Source organism: Bradyrhizobium sp. AZCC 1678, from assembly GCF_036924765.1.
Lineage (GTDB): Bacteria > Pseudomonadota > Alphaproteobacteria > Rhizobiales > Xanthobacteraceae > Bradyrhizobium > Bradyrhizobium algeriense.
This window is the reverse complement of sequence record NZ_JAZHSE010000001.1, coordinates 5,485,685-5,508,986: the sequence shown is the minus strand read 5'-3', so window position 1 is coordinate 5,508,986 and position 23,302 is coordinate 5,485,685. Positions and strand designations below refer to the sequence as shown.

At 61.5% G+C, this 23,302-nt stretch carries 24 protein-coding genes; 11 read left to right on the top strand and 13 right to left on the bottom strand.

Going from position 1 to position 23,302, the window contains the following annotated elements:
- The first annotated feature begins 32 nt into the window (after window positions 1–32).
- Together V1294_RS26460 and V1294_RS26455 are read left to right on the top strand one after the other, a co-directional pair.
- Complete coding sequence (locus tag V1294_RS26460; RefSeq protein WP_334501205.1) at window positions 33–623, top strand: hypothetical protein; 591 nt, start codon at window positions 33–35, stop codon at window positions 621–623.
- A gap of 765 nt (window positions 624–1,388) precedes the next feature.
- Window positions 1,389–1,925 (top strand): TetR family transcriptional regulator, encoded by a 537-nt coding sequence (locus V1294_RS26455; RefSeq protein ID WP_334504828.1) that lies wholly within the window; start codon window positions 1,389–1,391, stop codon window positions 1,923–1,925.
- A gap of 430 nt (window positions 1,926–2,355) precedes the next feature.
- On the opposite strand, the gene V1294_RS26450 is transcribed toward V1294_RS26455, so the two are convergent.
- The gene (locus tag V1294_RS26450; RefSeq protein ID WP_334501202.1) at window positions 2,356–3,171 is read right to left on the bottom strand and encodes an IclR family transcriptional regulator domain-containing protein; all 816 of its coding nucleotides are present in this window, start codon (window positions 3,169–3,171) and stop codon (window positions 2,356–2,358) included.
- 173 nt (window positions 3,172–3,344) lie between these two features.
- Between V1294_RS26450 and V1294_RS26445 the strand changes: the two genes are divergently transcribed.
- The 6 genes from V1294_RS26445 (at window position 3,345) to V1294_RS26420 (ending at window position 8,123) form a co-directional block, all read left to right on the top strand.
- The gene (locus V1294_RS26445) at window positions 3,345–4,142 is read left to right on the top strand and encodes an NAD-dependent epimerase/dehydratase family protein (protein ID WP_334501199.1); all 798 of its coding nucleotides are present in this window, start codon (window positions 3,345–3,347) and stop codon (window positions 4,140–4,142) included.
- Window positions 4,129–5,010 carry a hypothetical protein gene (locus tag V1294_RS26440; RefSeq protein WP_334501196.1) on the top strand — a complete coding sequence of 294 codons (882 nt, stop codon included), beginning with the start codon at window positions 4,129–4,131 and terminating at the stop codon, window positions 5,008–5,010. The genes V1294_RS26445 and V1294_RS26440 overlap by 14 nt, the downstream gene beginning before the upstream one ends.
- Entirely contained in the window at window positions 5,007–5,891 is an 885-nt protein-coding gene (locus V1294_RS26435) for a hypothetical protein (protein WP_334501194.1), read from the top strand. Before V1294_RS26440 ends, V1294_RS26435 begins: the two co-directional genes overlap by 4 nt.
- Before the next feature lie 18 nt (window positions 5,892–5,909).
- Window positions 5,910–6,827 (top strand): DMT family transporter, encoded by a 918-nt coding sequence (locus V1294_RS26430; RefSeq protein WP_334501192.1) that lies wholly within the window; start codon window positions 5,910–5,912, stop codon window positions 6,825–6,827.
- A 23-nt stretch (window positions 6,828–6,850) separates the two neighbouring features.
- Window positions 6,851–7,471, top strand: a complete 621-nt coding sequence (locus V1294_RS26425) for a LysE family translocator (RefSeq protein WP_334501189.1) — start codon at window positions 6,851–6,853, stop codon at window positions 7,469–7,471.
- Window positions 7,472–7,745: 274 nt separating this feature from the next.
- Entirely contained in the window at window positions 7,746–8,123 is a 378-nt protein-coding gene (locus V1294_RS26420) for a YbaN family protein (protein ID WP_334501187.1), read from the top strand.
- Window positions 8,124–8,293: 170 nt separating this feature from the next.
- On the opposite strand, the gene V1294_RS26415 is transcribed toward V1294_RS26420, so the two are convergent.
- The 12 genes from V1294_RS26415 to V1294_RS26360 form a co-directional block, all read right to left on the bottom strand.
- Window positions 8,294–9,265: a tripartite tricarboxylate transporter substrate-binding protein gene (locus tag V1294_RS26415; protein ID WP_334501185.1), complete on the bottom strand. Its 972-nt coding sequence runs from the start codon at window positions 9,263–9,265 to the stop codon at window positions 8,294–8,296.
- A gap of 55 nt (window positions 9,266–9,320) precedes the next feature.
- Entirely contained in the window at window positions 9,321–10,037 is a 717-nt protein-coding gene (locus V1294_RS26410) for a GntR family transcriptional regulator (RefSeq protein WP_334501183.1), read from the bottom strand.
- Window positions 10,038–10,065: 28 nt separating this feature from the next.
- Entirely contained in the window at window positions 10,066–10,806 is a 741-nt protein-coding gene (locus V1294_RS26405; protein ID WP_334501181.1) for an SDR family oxidoreductase, read from the bottom strand.
- A 33-nt stretch (window positions 10,807–10,839) separates the two neighbouring features.
- Window positions 10,840–11,613 (bottom strand): 3-hydroxybutyrate dehydrogenase, encoded by a 774-nt coding sequence (locus V1294_RS26400; protein ID WP_334501180.1) that lies wholly within the window; start codon window positions 11,611–11,613, stop codon window positions 10,840–10,842.
- A 15-nt stretch (window positions 11,614–11,628) separates the two neighbouring features.
- Window positions 11,629–12,009 (bottom strand): carboxymuconolactone decarboxylase family protein, encoded by a 381-nt coding sequence (locus V1294_RS26395; protein ID WP_212032507.1) that lies wholly within the window; start codon window positions 12,007–12,009, stop codon window positions 11,629–11,631.
- Window positions 12,010–12,028: 19 nt separating this feature from the next.
- Window positions 12,029–13,264 carry an ABC transporter substrate-binding protein gene (locus V1294_RS26390; protein ID WP_334501179.1) on the bottom strand — a complete coding sequence of 412 codons (1,236 nt, stop codon included), beginning with the start codon at window positions 13,262–13,264 and terminating at the stop codon, window positions 12,029–12,031.
- 37 nt (window positions 13,265–13,301) lie between these two features.
- A complete protein-coding gene (locus V1294_RS26385) occupies window positions 13,302–14,558 on the bottom strand; it encodes an ABC transporter substrate-binding protein (protein WP_334501178.1) in 1,257 nt (418 codons plus the stop codon).
- A 30-nt stretch (window positions 14,559–14,588) separates the two neighbouring features.
- Entirely contained in the window at window positions 14,589–15,296 is a 708-nt protein-coding gene (locus V1294_RS26380) for an ABC transporter ATP-binding protein (RefSeq protein WP_108517981.1), read from the bottom strand.
- Entirely contained in the window at window positions 15,283–17,073 is a 1,791-nt protein-coding gene (locus tag V1294_RS26375; protein WP_417021124.1) for a branched-chain amino acid ABC transporter ATP-binding protein/permease, read from the bottom strand. Before V1294_RS26375 ends, V1294_RS26380 begins: the two co-directional genes overlap by 14 nt.
- Entirely contained in the window at window positions 17,070–18,008 is a 939-nt protein-coding gene (locus tag V1294_RS26370) for a branched-chain amino acid ABC transporter permease (protein WP_442895464.1), read from the bottom strand. The genes V1294_RS26375 and V1294_RS26370 overlap by 4 nt, the downstream gene beginning before the upstream one ends.
- A 130-nt stretch (window positions 18,009–18,138) precedes the next feature.
- The gene (locus tag V1294_RS26365; RefSeq protein WP_334501173.1) at window positions 18,139–19,536 is read right to left on the bottom strand and encodes an MmgE/PrpD family protein; all 1,398 of its coding nucleotides are present in this window, start codon (window positions 19,534–19,536) and stop codon (window positions 18,139–18,141) included.
- 32 nt (window positions 19,537–19,568) lie between these two features.
- Complete coding sequence (locus V1294_RS26360; RefSeq protein WP_334479437.1) at window positions 19,569–20,543, bottom strand: NAD(P)-dependent oxidoreductase; 975 nt, start codon at window positions 20,541–20,543, stop codon at window positions 19,569–19,571.
- A 96-nt stretch (window positions 20,544–20,639) separates the two neighbouring features.
- Between V1294_RS26360 and V1294_RS26355 the strand changes: the two genes are divergently transcribed.
- Genes V1294_RS26355 through V1294_RS26345 form a run of 3 tightly spaced genes read left to right on the top strand, consistent with a single transcriptional unit; the run spans window position 20,640 to window position 23,266 of the window.
- Complete coding sequence (locus V1294_RS26355; protein WP_334501170.1) at window positions 20,640–21,983, top strand: MmgE/PrpD family protein; 1,344 nt, start codon at window positions 20,640–20,642, stop codon at window positions 21,981–21,983.
- Between the two features lie 44 nt (window positions 21,984–22,027).
- Window positions 22,028–22,405, top strand: a complete 378-nt coding sequence (locus V1294_RS26350; RefSeq protein ID WP_210205915.1) for a carboxymuconolactone decarboxylase family protein — start codon at window positions 22,028–22,030, stop codon at window positions 22,403–22,405.
- 27 nt (window positions 22,406–22,432) lie between these two features.
- Window positions 22,433–23,266, top strand: a complete 834-nt coding sequence (locus V1294_RS26345; protein WP_334501168.1) for an N-acyl homoserine lactonase family protein — start codon at window positions 22,433–22,435, stop codon at window positions 23,264–23,266.
- The last annotated feature ends 36 nt before the right edge of the window (window positions 23,267–23,302 follow it).

The following is a 23,302-nucleotide window of genomic DNA, read 5'->3' as shown; positions in this document are numbered from 1 at the left end:
AATTATGGTAATCAGAGCTTGGCCGTGGGCTTGTGCTTGCTGTCATCGCCGTGGCGTTTGGCTTGGCTGCCCTGCGGTTGCCGATCGGAGAGCTTTCGCACTCGGGAGCCGGGTTTTTTCCACAATTGGTGAGCTGCCTGCTTCTGTTCCTTGCGTCTATCATCGTCGCTAAATCATTCGTGGAGAACCCGACATCGCTCCATCTGAACGCGAAAAATATCGCGCTTGTTCTGTCGGGACTCATTGGCTTCATTTTCTGCACCAAGCTGCTCAACATGGTCGTCGGGATCGTGTGGCTCGTGTTCGTGGCAGCACTGGCGGGAAGCTCTTATTCTTGGCAGCGCAACACCCGGGTGTTCGGCTGCGCTGTCGTCGTACCACGCGTGGCCCAAGCGGCATCTGGCGACATGTCGCCGAGCCGGTGCGAGTCGGCGCCATCTTTCACATTGCCTGGATTCTGTTCGCCTTCCTCACGCTCCAACGCGACGAACGTGACTGGAGAAAACGGAGCCAAGGCAATGACAACAGCCGCGATTGAAACGGGTGCCTTGTTGTCAATCGATCAGCGGCTCGGCCAAGAAGCTGGCCGACCAATCTTCGCGAACTCGGCGAAAGCCATGTAGGCCTTCCGTCGAACGTTCGGACTTTCGGAGATCGATCAGTGGGTCGTGCGGTCGTTGTCAGGTCGAGAATGGAGTTTGTCGGAAGAGGGCCGATGAAAATTCACTTCCGCCGGCAGGTCGGTTACCTGCTTCCTCCCTGACTGGCCGCCGCCTTTGCGCGGCGGCCATTTTTTCCAGGATATCGGCTAGCGGGGGTCGATTGAACTACTCGCCACCGCCGCGGCCCGATGCTCGCTCGCTATTTTCCTTCCGTTTTCCCAATGCACCGGGCCCGCCGGTGGGGGGCGGGCAGAGCATGGGCCTGAAGACGGTTTATGCCGATCCTAGCTTCCGGCGGTTGATGCCGTTCTCGGCGAGCTGCGTTGGTTATGGCTTGGGCGCTCCAGCTTATCTTGGGAGCGGCACTATGCAAGCTCGTCGGAATGCATGAGCCGCGCAGACATCTCGCCGGTACCCGGTGGGTCGGCCCTATGACGATCTCGTGTCTGGTGAGCAATACGCTTGAGGCGGCTATCGCACGACGTGGCAACGCCTGACGCCAACGCAACGATGAGGGAGTTCAGCTTTATATGGCGCTTCTCATCGGAACCCGGTCGAACGCCTTCGTCAGGAGCTTTTCCAGTAGTGGGTCGCGGATGTCTCGCCGGGGGTATGTGAGACGCCCGTCAGTCTGCTTGATCTGTCGGTCACGATCCTCGAGAGCCTCGGCCTCGATTCTTGTACAGCACGTTACCCTCCCTATTCTTGTCAACTTCCCGTCAGGCGGTGGGTACCGGGGTCCCCGGCAGCTACCGCCTTTCCGAGCTCCAGCGCCTGGCTGAGGGGCTCGACGCTGTCGTGGTGCAACGGGTGGCGGCCGCCGTAGGCATTACCGACGCCGGCGTCCACTATCACTTCGAAAGCCGCATGGGCCTTATCGAGGCGCTAATGGCGCGGAGCGCCCCAAAACTCATGCGACAGATCGGTGCAGTGATCGGTGATGAAGGGCCACTGGACCTCCAGGCCGTCAGCCGATCGATGCGGGCGGTCTACGACACGGAGGGAGCCGCCCGGATGGTAGTGTGGATGCAGATGGCAGGCTGGGCACCGCGACGAACGGGGATGCTATCATCGCTCGTCGAACGCGCTGGCGGCACCGATGAGGCACGCCGGCTCATAGCGCTGCTCAACGCGATTCACATCGCGACCGCCCTGATGGGAAATCCTCTGCTGCGTACTGTCAGTTTGCCGAGCGACGCGAGTGGTCGGCAGGCCTTCCTCGATTGGGCAACCGATCTCGTAGCAGCTAAACTCGCCACATAGCCGACGCGGCAATGTCGGCTGGATGAGATCGCCCGAGCGGACGACCGCTTTCGGGGATTCGGGCCGGGCTATGATGCGAATACCAGAGTCATAATGAGCGCCGGCAATCGGGTAGTTGCGCCTCCGTTTGGTCGGCAGTAACCCTCATTCCGACAAAGAGAAATTCTATAGTGATCTCAATCACCCAAAAAGCTGGTAAATGTCGGAATGGGTGTTGAAAATACTACTGAAATTCGAAGACTTCCAAGCTGAATACGAGGGTTCGATTCCCTTCACCCGCTCCAACAGCTATTTCAAAGACTTGGTGAGCGAGTCGGATTTCATTCTGACAAATGGGCAGCTTCGCGCGTCCCGATGCTTGCTTTTCGGTCGACTGTTCGCGTGACACCTGCGGTTGGAGCAGAGTGTCGTCATCCGACCACCCGCACCCTCAACGGGCCCGCAACGCTTCATTCGCCCGTTCGGCGGCCTGGCGGAGGACGGGAAGAAATCGCCTGATCATTTCCTCTTTCGTCGCGCGGCTCGTCGGCGCAACCACCTTCATTGCAGCGATTACGCCGCCCTGGCGGTTCCGAAGCGGCACGGACACCGAACGAACGCCCTCTTCATATTCCTGATCACCGAGTGCCCATCCATTTTTTCTTACCTCGGACAGTGCCTTCCTCAACTCTCGGGGGTTCGTAATCGTATTTCGGGTCCGCGCGGGAAGCGGCGTATCGAGGAGATAACGGTCAAGAACGAGCGGATCCAAATAGGCGAGCAGCACGCGGCCAAGCGAGGATGCGTTTGCCGGCACACGCGATCCCACGCTCAGGGCCGTATTGACTACCCGGCGCGCCTGAACGCGACAAACATAGACAATGTCCGGCCAATCGAGCACGCCCACCGTGCACGATTCATTCAACTCATTCACGACCTCCTCCACGAAAGGCTCGACGGTATCCCAGACGTCATTCGACGCCAGATAAGCGAATCCGAGATCGAGAACTTTCGGTCGCAATCCGAAGCGCTTTCCATCGTGTTCGGCATAGCCAAGGTCGACGAGCGTAAGCAGAAAACGCTGTGCGGTGCCTCGGGTCAGGCCGGTGCGGCCAGCCACTTCGCTGACCGTCATGGAAGGATGCTCGCGATCGAATGCGCGAAGGATTTGAAATCCTCGCTCAAGGCTTTGAACGAAATGAGCCGGGCGCTCGTCGTCTTGAGCGGGTTTGCTGACAGAGGCGGCCTTTACCACTGCTCGGGCCATGTGCCTGCTTTCTCCCATGGAACTTGTTTCGTTATGCCGATGTTTCGAGCGAAAGACAATGTCCGTATAGCAGACAAATGTCCGTATAGTTGACACGGCGTTGCAAGTCTGCGACCTTCGTCGCACAAAAGGCTGCCGGCTTGGGGGCCAAAGGGCAGCAGCGAGGGAGCATCATGTCCTCTTTCGGGACCGTGTTGTTGACCGGAGCAGCCGGAAAAATCGGCCTTCGACTGCGGCAGTATCTACGCCCGCGTATCCGGTTGCGCAGCACCGACATTCTCTCGCTCGATCCGCCCCAGGACGGCGAGGAAACCATGTGCTGTGACCTTTCGGATCCAGTCGCAGCACGATCTGTAATCGCAGGTGTCGATGCCATCGTCCACATGGCCGGAATCCCGCGAGAAGCTTCCATCGAACAGATTGCTTCGGCAAATCTCATCGCAACCTACAATGTCTTCGCTGCGGCTCATGCGGCGGGCGTGAAGAGGATTGTCTTTGGCAGCACCAACCATGTCGTCGGGTTCTATCCGGTTGAGCAATCCGTGGATGCATCGGCTTTGCCTCGCCCCGACACCCTCTATGGCGCCAGCAAGGTTTTCGGAGAAGCCGTCGCGCGCCTCTTCTGGGACAAGCACGGAGTCGAATCGGTTTGCATCCGGATCGGGTCTGCGCTCGACAAACCGACGAACCTTCGTCAGATCAGCACCTGGGTGAGCTACCGCGACCTTGCTGAACTCGTATGGCGTTCACTGGTGACACCGCGGGTGGGGGCGACCATCGCTTACGGCGTTTCGGCCGGATCCCGTGGCTGGTGGAATAACAGCGCGGCCGGTCACCTCGGTTTCATTGCAAAGGACAACGCCGACACGTTCGCTACCGAGATCACTGAACAGCTCGGGGGCGAGGCGCACGGCCCGGCCGTCGCGTTCCAGGGCGGTCCGTGGGCGGCAGACGGCTATGACGCAACTTGATCGCAAGATGCGTCTCTTGGCTTGTGCGGTTGCAACGTTCTCTCATCAGGCATTCGGCGAGGAGAAGGCGATGGATTGCAAGGCGCTCGGAGCGGCGGTGGCGGAGCATTGGGTATCCCGAACCTCGCTTCCTTTGCTCGATCCGGACCTCTCGATGGACCAGGCCGTGTGCATCCGTGATGTGTTTCTCGCTCACATCCAGCCGCTGATGGGCCGGCCGCTCGGTTACAAGGCTGCCGCCATTACGCCCCCCGCGCAGCGTGATCTGGGGCTTAAGGAGCCTCTCGGCGGCATCTATCTCGCCGCGATGTTCAGGCCGGCCGACGGTGCCAGCATCCCGGTGACCTACGGCGCGCGTCCGATCGTCGAGGCGAAACTTCTTGCCGTGGTCAAGGACGAAGCGATCAATGACGCTCAAACCGTCGCGGAGGCGGCACGCTCGATCGCCTTCCTGCTCCCGTCGATCGAACTCGGGGATTCTCTGGTCAACGTCGACCAGAAAATCACGGCGCCGATACTGACCGTCTACAATGTGGGCGCACGTGCGATTCTAACGGGAACGCCGATACCGTTCGATGGCACGGAGGCTGCGACCGAGAAACTCAAGCGCATGACCGTCACGACCCGAAATGTCGGAAGCAATGCGATCGTTGATCGACAAAGCGCCGAAGTCATCATGGGAAATCCGATGAATGCCGTGCTGTGGATCGTGCGCAACCAGCACGCACGCGGTGTCCGGCTTTTTGCGGGTGACCGCCTCGGTCTCGGCGCCATGTCGCGCATCAGGCCGACGCCCGGTCTGCACATCGCCACCATTTGGGAGGGTTTTGCACCAGAGCCCGCTACGGTCGAGGCCGTGTTCCGATGAGCGTCACGGCCGACTTGATCCGCCTGGATGCAGACGAATCCTTAGGCCCGGATCATGTGCATCGTTATGCACGCACCCGTCGCTTTCTGGTGGCCTGGACCAGAGCCGCGCCTGATGGCGGTCCGGTTTCAGTGACCAGCGAAGAAGAATACTTCCTGCTGCTGCCGGATGTGCCCGCTGAAGTTGGCTGGGATATCAATGGGACAGCCGGAGACACAGACCGTGGTGCAGTTGCGCGTTCAGTGCTGGCACCGGCAAGCTCCGTGGTTATTGTGCCGGCAGGCATGACAACCGTCCGCCTCGAAGGGGCGGGCCGCTTCATCCGCCTTTTTGCGCCGGCGGTCGCAGGGCTAGGCGCCGCCACGACCGAGAGTATCACTGAAATCCGAACGTCGGCGGATCTGTTACCCCTGTTTCCAGGCTTCTCCCGCAGGTCGACCGGACCGCTGGTCTACAAATTGGATGATCTGCCGAACTCCCCCGGGATGCCGCGCGCAAAATTGTTCCAGTCCGCGACCATGAGCATCAACTGGGTCGAATATCAGGGGCCGCGCGACCGGACTTCTCTTTCACCTCACGCGCACCAGAACTTTGAGCAGGGCTCTCTCGCTCTCGAAGGGCAATTTATCCACCATTTCCGATCGCCATGGGGCCGCGACGCAAGCCAATGGCGCGACGATGAACACGTCAAGGCAGATCGTAACAGTCTCGCAATCATCCCTCCAACGTTGGTCCACACCACCGAAGGTGTGGGGCCAGGCCGTCACATTCTGATCGACATCTTCGCGCCGCCGCGGCGTGACTTCATAGCGAAACGCCAGATTCTCAATGCGGCGGATTATGTGGACGCGCTACCGCTTGCGTTGGCGGAGATAGACTGAATAGGCGGTTGCGTTCCTTTGTCGAAACCAACACCCTCCGACTACATGCGTGGCTCGCTTTACGGTCTTGCGGCCGTGAGCATCTGGGCGTCATGGATCATAGCCGCACGGCGTGGGCTCAAGACAAGCCTCACACCGTGGGACATCACGGCAATTCGTTTTGGTGTCGCCGGATTGATCCTGCTGCCGTATCTGCTGAAGAAGGGCCTTGCCGTCGACCGCCTGGGTGGGGTGGGACTGGCAGCGATTGTGCTGGGCGGTGGAGCACCGATGGTGCTGGTTTCCTACGCTGGTCTGCTGTTCGCGCCGGCAGCCCACGCCGCATCTCTGTATACTGCACTCATACCCGTACTTGTTGCGATCCTGGCCGCTGTCGTGCTGGGTGAGGCCTTCACCGTTGCCAAGCGGATCGGGCTTGCCTTGATTGTTGCTGGTGTCCTCGGCATCGTTTGGGGCGCGGGCGGCACGATCGGATCGCGGCAGAACATCGGCCACGCTTTGTTCATTGGTGCGGCCATGTTGTGGGCCGGCTATACGGTAGCCATGCGGAAGACACGATTGGACGGGCTTCACGCTGCTGCGATTGCAGCGGTCGGGTCATTGATCACCTACGTGCCGCTATACGCCATCATTTTCGGGACCAATCTCCTCAATGCGCCCTGGCGTGATGTCGCCCTGCAGTCATTTGTTCAAGGTTTTCTGACGCCAGTGATTTCTTTTTGGCTTTACGGACGCGCGGTCAGCATTCTCGGCGCGTCGAACGGCTCGGCATTCGCGGCCCTATCCCCGGTCATGACGACACTCCTGGCCATCCCGATCCTCGGCGAACGGCCAGCAATGGGCGATTGGATCGCAATGCTTCTGATTTCAGGCGGTGTCTACATTGCAAGTGGAGGCCTGCTCCCGGCCCGACGGGGCCATCGGCCGCAGAATTAAATTTCTAGTCGGGATAGCCAGTCATGAGGCAAGAACTGCTGACCATCGGAACGGCCCTTGCGCTCTATGCAGCCGTTGTCGTGAGTCCGGGCCCCAATTTTGCGTTGATCTCGAGACTTGCCGCGGCCGGTGCTCGACGTGCTGCCTTCGGTGCAACATTCGGCCTGGCGATCGCCGCTACGGTCTACGCCGTCCTGACTATGACGGGGCTTGCATTGGTGCTCATGCGGGTCGGATGGCTCGCGAACCTTATGCAGTTCGCGGGAGGCTGCTACCTCGTCTATCTCGGCATCATGGTTGGCTGTCCGCAAGGCCCGTCGCAACAGCGAAACAACCTGCCTCCGCACGGCGTCCTTCGGGGGCTGCGTATGGGAGTGCTCGTCAATCTTTCCAACCCGAAGGGAATTGCCTTCTTTATCGGTCTCTACGCCCTCGCCATTCCACCCGCCACAGCGCTGTGGGCCAAGCTGGTAATTCTCGCGGGCGGGTTCCTGCTCGAAGCCATCTGGTACAGCCTCGTGACCGTTCTCTTTTCCAGCCGACCGTTCCGCGCCGTTTATGACCGTTTCGGCTTCTGGGTCGAGCGGGTCATCGGCACGGCTTTGGCCGTTTTCGGTCTACGTCTAATCGCGGAAAAGCTGTGATGGCACTCCCGGCAAAATGTTCTGTGACCATGGGACGGTTGCCATTCTGACAAAGAGAAATTCCGTAACTATCTCAACTGGCCGAAAACGCCGAAAATGTCAGGATGACCACTGAAGACACTACATGATTTTGCGACTTCCAAGCTGAATACGAGGGTTCGATTCCCTTCACCCGCTCCATTTCATTCCTGCCGTGAAGAAGCTGATGCCCGGCCAAGGCGTCAGCCGGGAGCGAGCGATCCTTGCTTGAAGAGACAGATGGGCGGCAGGTCTGATGCGCATCATCTACTTCTGTCTGGGTTGGGTGATGGTCGCGCTCGGCGTGATCGGCCTGGTGATGCCGCTGATGCCGGGAGTGGTTTTCCTGATCGCGGCAGCGGCGTGTTTCGCGCGCTCCTCGCCCCGGCTGGAGGCATGGCTGCTCGATCATCCGACATTTGGCAAACCGCTGCGGGATTGGCGCGCCGCCGGGGCCATCCCGCGTCCGGCCAAGGCCATGGCTTACGCGGGGATGACGATCGGGTTCGTCGTATTCTGGTATAGCGTCGATCCGTCAATGCCGCTTGCTGCGGGTGTGGCGGTGCTGTTCCTGGCCTGTGCTGCCTACGTCGTATCGCGTCCGGCGATCGTCGATCAGGACTCATCCATCTAGGACGCCCGGTTCGGTGGAGGACGGCGCCAGATCAGCACGGCCGTCGACGTGTCCGGCCGGCAAAGCTGGCCCGCTCAGCGCAAGACCGCGATCGATTTTCGATCTGGTGCGACCTGCCTTCGCGCACTTCGAGCCCTCTACCGATGGAATCCTGGCCCATCGGACCTCGTTCATTGAGGCTTGATGCCTGCTTGCTTGATGATGCGGTCCCATCTGTCGATTTCACTCTTGAGGAGGGCTTCGAGCGCCGCTGGCGTTGCGCGCTCCTGCTCGACGGGCGCCATGCTGAGTTCGGCGAAGCGGCTCACCAAAGGCGGATCCGCGAGTGCCTTCTGCAGCGCGTTCACGAGCTCATCGATGATCGGCTTCGGCGTATTGCGCGGCGCATACATCCCATACCAGGTCGTGACGTCGAATTGCGGTACACCAGCCTCGGCAGACGTCGGCACATTCGGCAAGGTCGCGACGCGCTTTTTGCTGGTAATGGCGAAGCCCGGGATGGTGCCGGCCTGAATATAAGGCGTCGGTCCGGTTGCCGGATCGCAATAGACGTCGATGTGACCGGCGATGATATCGTTGAGCGCGGGACCACCGCCCTTGTAGTAGATCGGCGTCAGCTTGGCTTCGATGGCGCTCATGAACATCAGCCCGCAGAGATGCGATGCGGAGCCGAGGCCGACATTGCCATACGTAACCTTGTCGCCCTGGGAGCGCACATATGCGACCAGTTCCTTCAGGTCCTTGGCGGGAAAATTGGCTCGCGCCACCAGGATCATGGGCACGTCGGTGACGAGGCCGATCGGGGCAAAGTCGCCGACGGGATCAAACGGCAGCTTCGCATAGAGCGAGGGCGCGGTCGCCTGGCCGACATGCATGAGCAAGAGAGTGTGGCCGTCGGGTGCGGCCTTGGCGACCCGGTTGGTGCCGATAGTGCCACCGGCGCCGACGACGTTCTCGATCACTACCGCCTGCTTGAGTGTCGCGCTCATTGAGCTGCCGAGCAGGCGCGCGATCACGTCGCCTGGGCCGCCGGCCGAGAAGGGAACCACCATGGTGATCGGTCGGTTCGGGAATTCCTGCGCCAATGCCGGCAGCATCGGCGACAGCAGCAACATCAGGAGAACGCCTTTTACGAACTTCATGGCAGGTTCCTATCGGCCTTGTGGCCCTTCGTAGCTCGATCGGGAAAAGGATCGGTCAATCATCCGCGTTCACCTTTTCGTCCGATGCGGATGTTCGCTCGATCATGCTGAGCGCGGCCACTGCCGCCGCCTTGATATGATCGACACAGCACTGCTCGGCGAGGTCGGGATCGCCGTTCTGGATGGCGCGCCAGATCGCCGTGACCTCACGAAGACTCTTGTTAATTCGCTTCGGCTGCGACATCGACGTAATTCGCAACAGCGTGATCCGGTCGTGCAGCGGCCTGAGCATTCGCTCGATGAAGGCGTTCTGACAGCCGCCGATCAGCGCGGCGTAGAACTCGGTCTTGGCCTCGAGAGCCGTCATGAGATCGCCTTCGGCGAATGCGGCTTTCAATTTGGTCAGGGCATCCCCGATCCGGCGAACGACAGCGGGATCGTGCAGGCGCGCGCACTCTCGTCCGGCAAATCCTTCGAGGACGGCGCGGGCTGCGTAGAGCTGCTTTGCTTCCTCAAGGCTGATAGTGCTGACGACAGGGCCGCGGTGAGGGACCGTATTGACGAGACCATCGGCTTCCAGCAACCGGAGCGCTTCGCGAATGGACGGCCGGCTTACACCCGTCATCTCGCAAAGCTCCCGTTCGACTAGGCGCTGGCCCGGCTTTAGCTTTCCGGACATGATCGCTTCGCGCAGCTTCTGGGCGACCCTCGACCGGACGGTCGGAACGTCCTCGATCCGGAGCGTAGATTGCAATTCACCGCGTTTGTCCATTGTCTACCGCCTTGGTGCCGGCATTGGTTCAATAGCGATTTACGGGCAGAATCATCATCTCCGCAATCTGAACATGCGGCGGCTGGTCCAACGCAAAGACGATCGACCGGGCAATATCGGCCGGATCGAGCGCCATCTTGAACTGGTCGAAATAGTCCTTTTCCTTCTCCCGGTCGCCGCGATAGCGGGTGAGGATGATGTTGGTCCTGGTCAGGCCGGGCTGCATTTCGGTCACCCGGATCGCCGTTTCCGCGAGCTCTCCCCGGAGCGTTTCGGTAAACATGTGTACGCCCGCCTTGCTGGCGCTATAGGCAGCCATGTCGGGAATGATGCGTACGGCGTTGATTGAGCTGATGTTGACGATGTGGCCTGCGTTACGCCTGACCATGTCGGGCAGCAGGCTGCGGGTCACCCGCATCAGGCCGATCAGATTGGTCTGGATGATTCCGGACCAATCGTCCGCCGCGCCGGCATCGAAGCGCGTCCGGCCGCCAATGTCGTGGCCGGCATTGTTGACGAGGATGTCGATCGGCTTGAAGGTGTCCGGGACGAGGTCGGGCAGGCGGTCCACGCTGGTCGGGTCGGTGATATCAAGCTGGATCGGAAATGTGCCACCGCCCATTTCGCCGGCGAATTGACGAAGGGATTCGCCGTCGCGATCAGCGAGCACGACCCGGCGTCCGCTTTCGACCAGCGCTTTCGTGATGGCGCGACCCATGCCTCCGGCGGCGCCGGTCACCACGGCATTTCGGCTCGATGCTTCAGCCATTGCAGATCTCCTGAGTGAGACGGCCGACGGTGCTCATGCGATGGACCAGCCCCCGTCGATTGGCAGCGTTGCTCCGGTGACATCCTGTGCGGCAGGGCTGCACAGGAAGGCAGCCATCGCACCGACGGCCTCCATGGCGACAAACCGTCCGGTCGGCTGGCGCGCCGCCAGATAATCGCGCGTCGCTTCCTCGACGGTGCTGCCGTCGGCGGCCGCGATCCCTGCGATTTTTCCCTGAATGGCCGGCGTCGGCAGCGTGCCCGGGCAAAGCGCGTTGCAGGTAATCCCGCTCCTTGCTGTCTCGATCGCGACGGCGCGGGTCATGCCGACAATGGCTGTTTTGGTGGTCACATAATCGATGCGGTCCGCAACCGCACGGGTCGAATAGATCGACGCCATGTTGATGATGCGGCCCCAGCGTTTCTCTTTCATTCCGGGCAATGCGAGACGGATCAGGTGGAACGGGGCCGACAGATTGACGGCGAGCGCTTCGTCCCATCGTTCCGGCGGGAAGTTTTCGACCGGTGAAAAATGCCGCACCACCGCATTGTTCACCAGGATATCGACCGTGCTGACGCGGCCGAGCAGGTCGTTCATCATCGCTTCTACGGCGGTGCGCTGCGACAGGTCGGCTGCGATGCTGACCACCTCGACGCCAAACTGCGTGCGTAGACGATCTTTCGTCTGCACCGGTTCGTTGAGATCATGCAGGGCAATGTTGGCTCCCGCTCCGGCAAGGCTTTCGGCCACGGCCAGGCCCAAGCCCGCCGTTGCCCCGGTCACGAGAGCCCATTTGCCCTTCAACATCGTCTCAGGCCCCGGTTACTTCTTGTCCAGTTCGGCAAACACTTCCTTGGCGTTACGGAAAGCGTCCACGCCGGCCGGCACGCCGCAATAGATCGCGACCTGCATGAACACCTCGCGTATTTCCTCGCGCGTCGCGCCGTTGGTCAGGGCACCCCGAACATGGGTCTTGAGTTCCTGCGGCCGGTTGAGCGCGCACAGCATCGCGAGGTTGAGAAAGCTGCGGGTCTTGTGCGTAAGGCCGTCACGGCCCCAGACATAGCCCCAGCAATACTCCGTCGTGAGGTCCTGCATCGGACGGTTGAAGTCGTCGGCCGATGCGATCGCCTTGTCGACGAATTCATTGCCCAGAACGTTCTTTCGGATCTGGAGGCCTCGATCGTATGTCGCCTTGTCCATATCGCTATCCAATCTTCAGCTAGTTTTTGGGCCAGAATGGCTGGGACAGCGCCAGTTGCGGCGGGAATACCGTGACCGGTACGCCGGCTTGCCACTGCACGATGGTCATCCCAGCGCCGACGCGACGGCCCTTTTCGTCGAACTTGATTTCGCCGAGCGGGTAATATTTCGACGGACCGGCATCCATCGAGCGCAGCGCATCGGCGACCGCAACGCGGTCAGCCTTGCCGGCCTTCTCGAGCGCGTCCTTGATTACCCACATGTCGCCATAGGTGGAGATCGCGTTCTGCGTCATCCAGGGCTCCTTGTAACGGGTCTTGAGTTCGGCGATCAGCGCCTCGTGGCCCTTGGCGCCCCAACTCGCGACACAGGTGAGCAGGCCCTGCAGCAATTCCGGGCTGACGGTCTGCAGCATGTCGGGTTCGGCAATGGCGATGCCGAACGAGATGGTTGGAATCTTGCCTTGCCCGAGGCCGAACTCGTTCATCTTCTCGAGCAGCAGCTTGGCGTCGGAAATCACGGTCGGCAGGAAGAAGAGCAAGTCAGGCTTCGCCGACCGGATTTTTTGAACCAGTGGGGTGGCGTCGGCGAGCGGCGGAGTAAAGGTTTCATCGACGATCAACTGCAGACCGTTTTCGGCGAGCAGGCCGTCGCGCATCGCCTTTGCCGAGGAAACCGATGCCGCGGTGTTGTCGGTGATGATCGCGACCGTCTTGGGCTTCTTTCCGGAAGCGGTTTCAGCAAGCTTCACGATTTGCGGCAAAGCCTGTTTTGCCTGCGAGCCCGCCGTAGCCGATGTCTGGAAGACATATTTGAAGCCGCGATCGGTAATCAGGTCGGAGTAGGAGAGGGTGAGGACCGGAAGATTGGCCCGTTCTGTCACCTCCGTGACCGCCAGCGTGAATGAACTCAGATAGGAACCACTGGCCGCCACCAAATCGGGTTCCTGCGCGACCATGCGCTGCGCGGCATTTTTGGCCTTCTCGGTGGTATCGCCGGAATCGAGCACGACCAGCTTGAGCTTGGCGCCGCCGAGCGACTTGATGCCACCCTGCGCATTGATGTGTTCTACCCCCATCTCGGCACCGTGGCGCATCACGGCTCCCGGACGCGCATAGAGGCCGGAAATCGGCACCAGCAACCCGACCTTCACTTCGGACGGTTGTTGCGCCCACACGCGAGACGAGATCAGGCCGGCGGATGCGCCGGCGAGCAAGCTGCGCCGCGTCAATGCGGCCGAGGTAATTTTTGTCATGACTATTCCTCCCTGAAATTTTTGAGATGCGTTGCAGTCAAGATTTCTTCGGCCAGAACGGAGCAGCTAATGCGAGGTCGGACGGATAGACGGTGACGGGCACGCCGGATTGCCATTGCACGATGACAACACCGGCGCCGACACGGCGGCCCTTTTCGTCGAACTTGAGCTGGCCGCCGGGGTAGTGTTTCGACGGCCCGCCATCCATGGTGCGGAACGCCTGCGCAACGGAAAGTCGGTCGGCCTTGCCGGCTTGCTCGAGGGCGGCCTTCATCAGCCACATGTCGCCATAGGTCGAGATGACATTCTGCGTCATCCAGGGCTCCTTGTACTTCGCCTTCAACTCGGCGATCAGCGCCTCATGGCCCTTTGAGCCCCAGTTGGCGACAACCGTCATGATGCCCTGCACGGCGTCGGTGCTGACGCTTTGCAGCATGTCCGGCTCCGCAATCGTGATCGAGAAGGACACGGTTGGAATCTTGCCCTGGCCAAGCCCGAACTCGTTGATTTTTTCGAGGCCGAGTTTGGCGTCCGAGATGGCGTTGGGCATGAACAGCAGCAGGTCCGGACGGGCCGATCTGACCTTCTGGATCAGCGGCGTGGCGTCGGAAAGCGGCGGGGTCCACACTTCCTCCACGACCAGTTGCAGGCCTTCCTGCGCAAAGATCTTCTCCTTGAGCGCCTTGGCGGTCGCAACCGACGTCGCCGTGTTATCCATCAGCATCGCCACTGTCTTCGGGCGCTTGCCGGAGGCGGCTTCGGCAAGCTTCATCAGTTCGGGCAGGCCGAGTTCCGATTGCCGGCTCGCAGGCGCCGCCGTCTGGAAGATGAATTTGAAGCCGCGTTCGGTCAGCAAATCCGAATACGACAGCGTGAGGACTGGCAGTTCGGCGCGCTCGGTGACTTCAGTCACGGCCAGCGTGAAGGAGCTCAGATAGGAGCCGGTCGCCGCAACCAGATCGGCCTCCTGTGCGACCATGCGCTGCGCGGCGTTCTTGGCCTTTTCCGTGGTGTCGCCGCAATCGATCACGACAAGCTTCATCTTCGCGCCGCCGAGCGATTTGATGCCGCCTTGCGCGTTGATGTGCTCGATGCCCATCTCGGCGCCCATGCGCATCACCTGGCCCGGACGGGTATAGATACCCGACAACGGCACGATCAGGCCTACCTTGACCTCCGCCGGCTGCTGCGCGCGAGCTACCGTCGACAGGCCGATCGCAGCCGCACCGGAAAGCACGGTTCGTCGCGTCAGCGACGTCTGCGAGACCTTGTCGGATCGGTTGTCCTGGCCCATTTTCGTCCTCCCAATGGTGTCGTTTGTTGGTTACATGCCGAGGTAGGCCTTGCGGATACGGTCGTCCGCCCGCAAGGTTTGGTTGTTGCCTTCGAGTGCGACGCGGCCGGCTTCGAGCACGTAGCCGTGGTCGGCGGATTCAAGGGCCTCCGCGACGCGCTGTTCGACCAGCAGGATCGTCAGGTTCGATTGCCGGCGGATTTCGATCAGCCGTTCGAAGATGAAATCGGCGATCGTGGGCGCGAGGCCCATCGAGGGTTCATCCAGCATCAGGAGCTTGGGCGAGCCTGCGAGCCCGCGGCCGATCGCGAGCATCTGCTGCTGTCCGCCCGACAGCGTGCCCGCGAACTGGCCGCGGCGCTCGGCCAGGATCGGCAGCCATTCGAAGATGCGCTCGATGTTGTGTTTCCAGTCGCGCTGGCCGGCCTCGGTCATCGCGCCCATTTCGAGGTTTTCCATCACCGTGAGCGAAGGAAACACCTGGCGGCCTTCCGGTACGTGGGCGATGCCGAGATGCGCGCGTTGCGCCGGCCGGATCGACAGCAGGTCGTGATGCCTGAATGTGATCGTTCCCGCGCTTGGGCGCACGATGCCGGAAATCGTCTTGAACAGCGTGGTCTTGCCGGCGCCGTTCGGTCCGACGATCGCAACGAACTGGCCTTCCTCGACCTTGATCGAGACGCCGTTCAAAACGGGAATCGCGGAATATCCGGCGGTCAGCCCTTCAATGCGGAGCATGGGCCACCCATTTTTTGCCGAGATAGGCCTCGATAACGCGGCTGTCGCGGGTGACAGCTTCTGGTTCGCCCTCGACGATCACGGCGCCGTGGTCGAGCACCAGGAAACTGTCAACCAGGCGAACCATCGCCTGCATCGTGTGTTCGATGATCGCGATCGTCATGCCGTCGCGGGCAAGCCGCTGGATTACCGCGACGACCTCATCAGCCTCGTCGTGTCCGAGGCCCGCGAGCGTCTCGTCGAGCAGCAGGATGCGCGGCTGTCCGGCCAGCGCGCGGGCGAGTTCCATCAGCCGCAATTCCTTGGTCGTGAGTTCGCCGGCGATGCGCTCGGCGATCTCGGACAGTCCGACGCGGGCAATTGCATCGGCCGCCAGCTTCCTTGCCTCGACATCGGTCTTGGCGCGCACATAGGCTCCGACCACGACATTGTCCGAAATCGACATGCGCAGGAACGGGCGCATGATCTGGAAGGTGCGGCCGATGCCTGCCTCGCAGAGCTCATGCGGCTTGCGGCCGGACATCTCCCGCCCGTCGAGGAGAATTTCGCCCGTACCTGGCCGAAGGAATCCGTTCAGCAGGTTGAACAGCGTGGTCTTGCCGGCCCCGTTGGGACCGATGATCCCGAGGATCTCATTTCGCCGCAGCTTGAAGCTGACATCCTGCACGGCCTTCAATCCGCCGAACGAGCGCGACAGGTTGCGAACTTCCAGGACGACGTCGCCTGTTCCGACGGATCGTTTGGCACGCGCTGGTGCCGGTGCGGCGGGGATGGCAACCGCAACCGGGACATCCGGCGCGCTCGACGTTGCCGCAGCCGGTGGTGCCGACCGCTTGCGCAGGAAGTCTCGCACTTTCCAGAACAGGCCCTCAGGCGCGAGAAGAATGACGCATATGATCGCGAGGCCATAGATCACCCCCTGAATTCCGGGAAAGCGCGAGCCCGCTTCGGCATTGAGCGTTTCGGCCAGCGGTATCAGGATCACCGATCCGATCACCGGACCCCAGACCGTTCCGACGCCGCCGAACATGGCGACCGTCAACGCCTGTGCCGACACCAGCATGCCGAACACGGATTGCGGGGTCACCACCAGCAGCACGACTGCATAAAACCCGCCAACCGCTCCGGCGATGGCGCCGCTGAGCGTGACGGCACGGAGCTTCCAGGCCAGCGTGTTGATCCCCGCGGCTTCCGCGGCGGCTTCATTCTGTTTGATCGCGAGCAACGCCATGCCGAAGCGCGATCGTTCGATGGCACGCGTCAGCAGGATCGTGGCCAGCATCATCGCCAGCGCCAGAAGCGTGTAGAGACGGTGATCGGCGAATTGCATATAGGCGATCGGATTATCGCGCTTGATCGGCAGCGTGACTTCCTGAAGGCCGAGCCATTCGAACACGTAGAGAATGGCGAGCGGGTAGGCGAGCATCGCCAGCGCGAAGTAGTGCCCCTGCAGGCGGAAGGTCGGAAAGCCGATCAGCAGTCCGGCGATGCCGCCGAGGATGGCCGCGATCGGGATCATGATCCACGGCGATAGATCGAAATGGATCTGGCCGAGCACGACGGCATAGGCCCCGACGCCGAAGAAGGCGGCATGACCGAACGAGATCAACCCGGTGTATCCGCTAAGCAGGTTCCACGACAAGCCGAAGATCGCCCAAACCGGAACCAACGTCATCACCAACTGGTAATAGGAATTGGTCACGCTTAGCGACACCGTGGCATAGAGCGCGGTGAAGACGATGATAGGGAGCAGCGAACGCCATCCGCGCATGATCATGTCCTTTCGACCATGCGCCCGAAGAAACCTTGCGGACGGAAGAAGATGATCAGGAGGAACACGACGAAGATCGCGGCGTTCTGCAATTGCGTCGGCAGGATCAGCGTCGACATCTGCTGGACCAACCCGATCGTCATGCCGCCCCAGAAGGCGCCGATGATGCTGCCCATGCCGCCGAGCACGACGCCGGCATACATGACGATGACGTATTCGACACCAACAAAGGGGTGAAAGGGGTAGTTGGTGGCGAGCAGGCCGCCGGCAATCGCGGTAATGCCGGTGCCGAGTGCGAAGGCAATGCGGTGCGCACGGTCGACGTCGATGCCCATATAGGTCGCCGCGGTAGGATTGTCGGCCGCGGCACGCAGCGATTTTCCGATCCGCGACCGCGTGATCATCAGCGTCAGCAGCAGCATCGTCACCAGCGAGACGACCGCGTCGATCCCGCGCGCCTTGTTGATGAAGACACTGACGTCATAAAACAGCGGTCCGAGCTCCCACGCCGAACTCGACAGCGGCGTCCGGATCGAGGCCAATACCGAGCCGAACACGAGCAGGCCACCATTTTGCAGGATCAGTGCGATCCCCAGCGTAAGAATGAGCTGGGCGTAGTGACCCTCGCCCTCGAGTGAAGAGGTGCGCGTGCCGGATACCCGCGAGATCAGGGTGAGGTGGACGAAGTAACCGAAGACGGCCAGCACCGGGCCGGCAAGCACGATCGCGACGAACGGACCGAAGGTGTTGCCGAAAGTGGCCTGAACGCCGAGCGCGGTGAAGAAATAGAATGCCGCATACATGCCGAGCATCATGAAATCGCCCTGCGCGAAGTTGATTACCCGCATGACGCCGAAGATCAGCCCGAGCCCGACGCACATCAGGCCGTAGACCGAGCCGATCAAAAGCCCGGCGGACAACGCCTGCAGGAAGCCTTCCAGTGCCTGGGTCACTGGCAACCTCGCACAGGAACGGAACATCCGTGTTTCGCACCGGCTATTATCGGTATGGCCGTATCGGCGGTCTCCGGTTTGAACATGATGCCCCCCATTTTCTGTTTGTTGTTATCGATCATGACGCTGGCCGCAGCCGTTGTTCGGTCGGCTCAAGCCGGCACCGGGCGGCGATGACGCGGCTGTCCGGAAGTGATGCGCAATTGTCGATCAACTCTTCCAGATGCCGCGCCTGCTTGTCGCCGATAACGGCGGCGGCAGCACCCCGAAAGCGGGTGCGGATTTCTTCGGGCGTCGCGGCAATCACGTTGTCGAGACGCTGATGGACGGTGTTTCCGTTGCGGAGGCCAACCCGGATCTCGGCGCCTTGGTTGGCCGGGAACGCGGCGGTGAGACCGGGCTCGCTTTGCAGCTCGGTCCGTTCGACGAGGCGGAGGATCCTGATATCGTCGATATCAGCGTAATTGTCCTCTTCGAGCGCACCGCGCGCCAGCACGGCTGCGACGCTGAAGGGAATGCTCATCTTGGCCTGTAGCGCGTTGTGAAATGGCCCCTTGGAGTCGCAGCCGGGGTAGCGGGCCGCCGCCTCGGGGACTCTGATCGCAACGGTCGCGATGTCTTCGGATGTTCCGAGTTCGCGCGCGACACGTAACGCTGTCTGCGCTGCGGTTTGTGCGAAATTGCAGGCGGGAGCGGGCTTGTTGTAGACGGCCATGATCTCGGGCTGGGAGCCGGCAAACAATCGGATCCCGGCGGGGGCAGGCTGGCGGCCGAAGGCGGCGAACAGTCCGGCCTCGCCCTCAAGGATGGTTTCGGAGGTGCACGCGCCGGCCTCGGCCAGTTCGACCGCGGCAATCGCGTTGCGCGCCGCAAAGCCTGGGTGGAAATACATTTCGGAGCCGCCGGCGCGCGGCCATTCGTTCAGGCCGGACGACGTGTTTGCGGCAATGGCAATTGCGCTGGTTGCGACGTCTTCGGTCAGGCCGAGAGCATAGCTGCCCGCAAGGGCTGCCCCGAACGGCGCAACAAGCCCGGTCGGCCGGTAGAGGCGCGCGAGGTCGGCGGCAAACAGTGCGCGGCCGATCTGTGCGCCGGTCTCATAGCCGATGATCGCGGCGCCAAGGAACGTTGCGCCGGACAGTGGCGTTCGTTCCGACAAAGCGAGCAGGGTCGGCCAGATCACCACGCCATGGTGACAGATGCTGGCCGCATGCATGTCTTCGCGCACCAGGCCGTGGCCCATGGTGGCGTTGGCGAAGGCCGCGTCGCCCGGCGAGGCGAGGGTGCGGGTGCCGATGACGGTTGCGCCGTTTCCGACCTCGCGCGCGATGCCGATGGCCTGGCGACTCCATGGATGGTTTCTCGCCTCGAAGGCACAGGAAAGAAAATCCAGCAGGCAGATTTTCGCCTTGGCGATGACATCAGCGTCAAAACGGCGGAGGTCGACGGCAAGCGCGGTGCGTGCCAACGCCCGCGCCAACGACACCTTGCTTGATCCGGTCGATCCGATTGTCATGGCAATCGTCCTCGCGCGCCGTTGACCCGGGTCTAGCCGCGCATTTCCACGCCGGCCCATTCCTCCAGCACTTTCGCGATCGAGGTGAAATCGGAAGACGCGCCATATTTGGCGTTGGTGATGGCGAGCATCTGCCGGACCACCGAGCCGCAGACCATCGGCACGCCCATGGCCTCGGCTTCATCGACGCAGAGCCGCACGTCCTTGTAGGAGAGGCCGGTGGTAAAGCCGAAATCGAAGGTGCCGGGAAGCACGGCGCGAGGGAATTTGTCTTCCGAAGCGCTGTTGCGCCCGCTGCTGGCGTTGATGATGTCGATTAGCACCTTGGCGTTGACGCCGCCCTTGACGCCCATCGCGACCGCCTCGGAGGTGATCACAAGCGCTGCCGCCGCCATCAGGTTGTTCGCGAGCTTTGCGGTTTGCGCCGTGCCCGGCTTGTCGCCGGTGTAAAACAGCTTTCCGAAGTGCTTCAGGATCGGCTCAACCCTGTCATAGGTCGCTTTCGGGCAGGACACCATCACTGCAAGCGTGCCGTTCACCGCGCCTTTGATGCCGCCGCTGACCGGCGCATCGACCAGCGTCAGGTTGCGCGCTTCAAATCCCTTCGCGATCAATTTGGCGGCGCCGGGCCCGGTGGTAGACAAGTCGATCAGGACGGTCGCGCGGTTTCCGGCGACGATTCCATCGGGCCCCAGCGCAACGGCCTTGACGATGTCGGGGGTCGGCAGGCTGGCCAGCACGATGTCTGCGCTTGACGCGACTTCGGCGGGCGATTTCGCCAGCCGTGCGCCGCGCGCAACCAGCGGCTTGGTCGCTTCAGCCTGTGCATCGTAAATGCACAGCGAATAGCCGGCGTCGAGCAGGCGCCCGGCCATCGGTCCGCCCATGCGGCCCGTTCCGACAAAGCCGATTGTTTCTGCTGCCATGATTCGCTCCCTGTCGCGCCGCTGGCGCTTTCTTGTTCTTGCCGCGGCAGGGTTTCCCTGGCCGCGTTTGACCAAACTCACAGATTGTCAGTTAATCTGTCAAGCATAAGAATTCTGTCGACAGGGCTCAATGCGCCGGAATAGGATTGGAAAAACAAGCTCCGGGGAATTCGCTCAGTGCGGCAAGATGAAGCGCAAGGCGTCGGCACAATTTTCGCCGATTTCGTTGCCGGTACAACGTGGACGGATGTCGCGAGGCAGAATCACGAAGCGAAGCGTTCGATTCTGAACTTCTTTGCGACGGCCCTCGGTTCGGCTCATGACCCTGCGGTCGGCGTTGCCTTGCGCGTGCTGTCGCCGTTCAGCGGCGCCGCAACTTCGGCGATCATCGGCCGCTCCGAGCGGCTCGATGCGATGGGCGCGGCGTTCGTCAACGCGATTTCGGCCAATCTGCTCGATTTCGACGATACCCATCTGGACACGATCATTCATCCGGCAGCGCCCGTTGCTGCACCGGTCCTGGCATTGGCGCAGGCGCGCGGGCTTTCGGGGCGGGACGTTCTGATCGCATTCATTCTCGGCGTGGAGGTCGAATGCCGCGTCGGCAATGCGGTATCTCCCGGACACTATGCGCGTGGCTGGCACATCACCTCGACCTGCGGCGTGTTCGGCGCGGCGGCCGCTTGCGCCAAATTGCTCGGCCTCCCGGCAGACCAGATTTCCAATGCGATTGGAATTGCGGCAAGCCAATCGGCCGGCATCGTCGAAAATCTTCCGAGCGCCGCCAAGAATGTCAGCGTCGGCAATGCGGCGCGCAACGGCCTGTTTGCGGCATTGCTCGCGGCTGAAGGCTATTCCGCATCGCCACGGGCCATCGAAGGGCCGCTCGGCTGGGCCCGTGCCATGGGCGACGAACCTGATCCTGAGCGTTTGACGGACAGTCTCGGCAAGACCTGGGAGATCGCGAAGAACACCTACAAGCCCTATCCTGCGGGCATCGTGTTTCATGCCGTGATCGACGCCTGCTTCAAATTGCGGGAAAAGCTGGATCGGCGCATCGACGATATCGCCTTCATCACGGTGCGGGGTTCGGCGCTTTTGCTGGCACGCGGCGACCGGCCGGTTCGCAACGAACGCGATGCGCGGGTCAGCATTCATCATTGTGCCGCCTGTGCATTGCTGCTGGGCGCGGCCGGCATCACCGAATTCTCGGACGCGATCGTATTTCGGCCGGAGATCGCGGCCTTGCGGCAGAAAGTGAAGGCGGAGCTTGACGCTTCGCTTCCGAACGGCGCCGCGCGCGTCGCTATCCAAATGGCGTCGGGGGAGATGCTTAGTGAGGTCGTGATGGAAGCGAAAGGCAGTCTTGCCGATCCGCTGTCGGACCGTGATATCGAAGCGAAAATGCGCGATTGTGCGCGGCTGGGGCAAAGCGATTGGGATATCGATCGCATCATCGACGATGTTTGGCGTCTCGACACGCTTGCTGACGTCTCAAGCCTGATGAGGGCACACGGCTGAGCCGCACCTGAAAAGCAATACTCAAACAATGGAAGGAACCAATGATGAGCGAGTTGTTCGAAAAAGGCCTGCAGGTCCGCAAGGAAGTACTCGGCGAAGAGTACGTCAACAAATCCATCGCCGGCGCCGACGAATTCACCCGGACGATGGCGGAATGGTCGACCGAGTTTTGCTGGGGCGCGTTGTGGACCCGGCCGGGACTCGACCGTCGCACCCGCAGCATCGTCAATCTGGCGATGCTCGGAGCGCTGAATCGGCCTCACGAGCTGAAGCTGCACGTCAAGGGAGCACTGAAGAACGGCCTCACCAAGGAGGAGATCAAGGAGATACTGCTTCAGGTCGCGGTGTATTGCGGCATCCCGTCGGGAATCGATGCCTTCCGGAATGCGCGCGAGGCGTTCAACGAAGTCGACGCAAAGTGATGAATCGCCGCTCTATGAGGAGATAGCATGGCCGAGCAGGAGTACGAACTCTTTGCTATCCGCTATGCCACTCGCGAGGCGCGGCGGAGCGAGCATTTCATCGGCGGCGATCCGCACGACGGACCGATGCCGATGGACTATTTCATGTGGCTGGCAAGGGGAGGGGGCCGCACCTTTGTCATCGATACCGGATTCAACGCGGAAGTATCGAAGAAGCGAAAGCGGACGTTCCTGCGTTGTCCGGTGGAGACGCTCAGTGCGTTCGGCATCGGTGCGAACGAGGTCGAGGATGTCATCCTCACACATCTGCATTACGACCATGCGGGCAATTTCGACCGATTCCCGAACGCGCGATTCCATCTCCAGGAACGCGAACTGGCGTATGCCACGGGACGCTTTATGCGATATCCGAGGTTGTCGCATTCGTTCGAGGTCGAGGACGTCTGCGGGATTGTACGGCTGAACTATGCGCGGCGCGTCTTGTTCTATGATGGCGACGCCGAGCTCGCTCCCGGCCTTACGATACATGCGGCCGGCGGCCATTCCGCCGGACTTCAGTTCGTTCGCGTCAGGACCCGCCGGGGATTTGTCGTCGTTGCCTCCGATGTCAGTCATTTTTACGAGAATATGGCCAGTGAGCGTCCGTTTACGACCGCCCTCCATATCGGCGAAATGCTGGAGGGATTTGATCGGCTGCGGGCGCTTGCGCCGGATGAGAGCTATATCGTTCCGGGGCATGATCCGCTCGTCATGAAGCTTTATCCGGCTCCAAGCCCGCAACTGGAGGGCATCGCCGTGCGCCTTGATGTGCCGCCATCAGGCACCGCGCCCGTTCGCGCCGATTATCTGGCGGGGCATTAGCCAATGTCGATGAGCTACCATAGCGTTTTCGAGCGA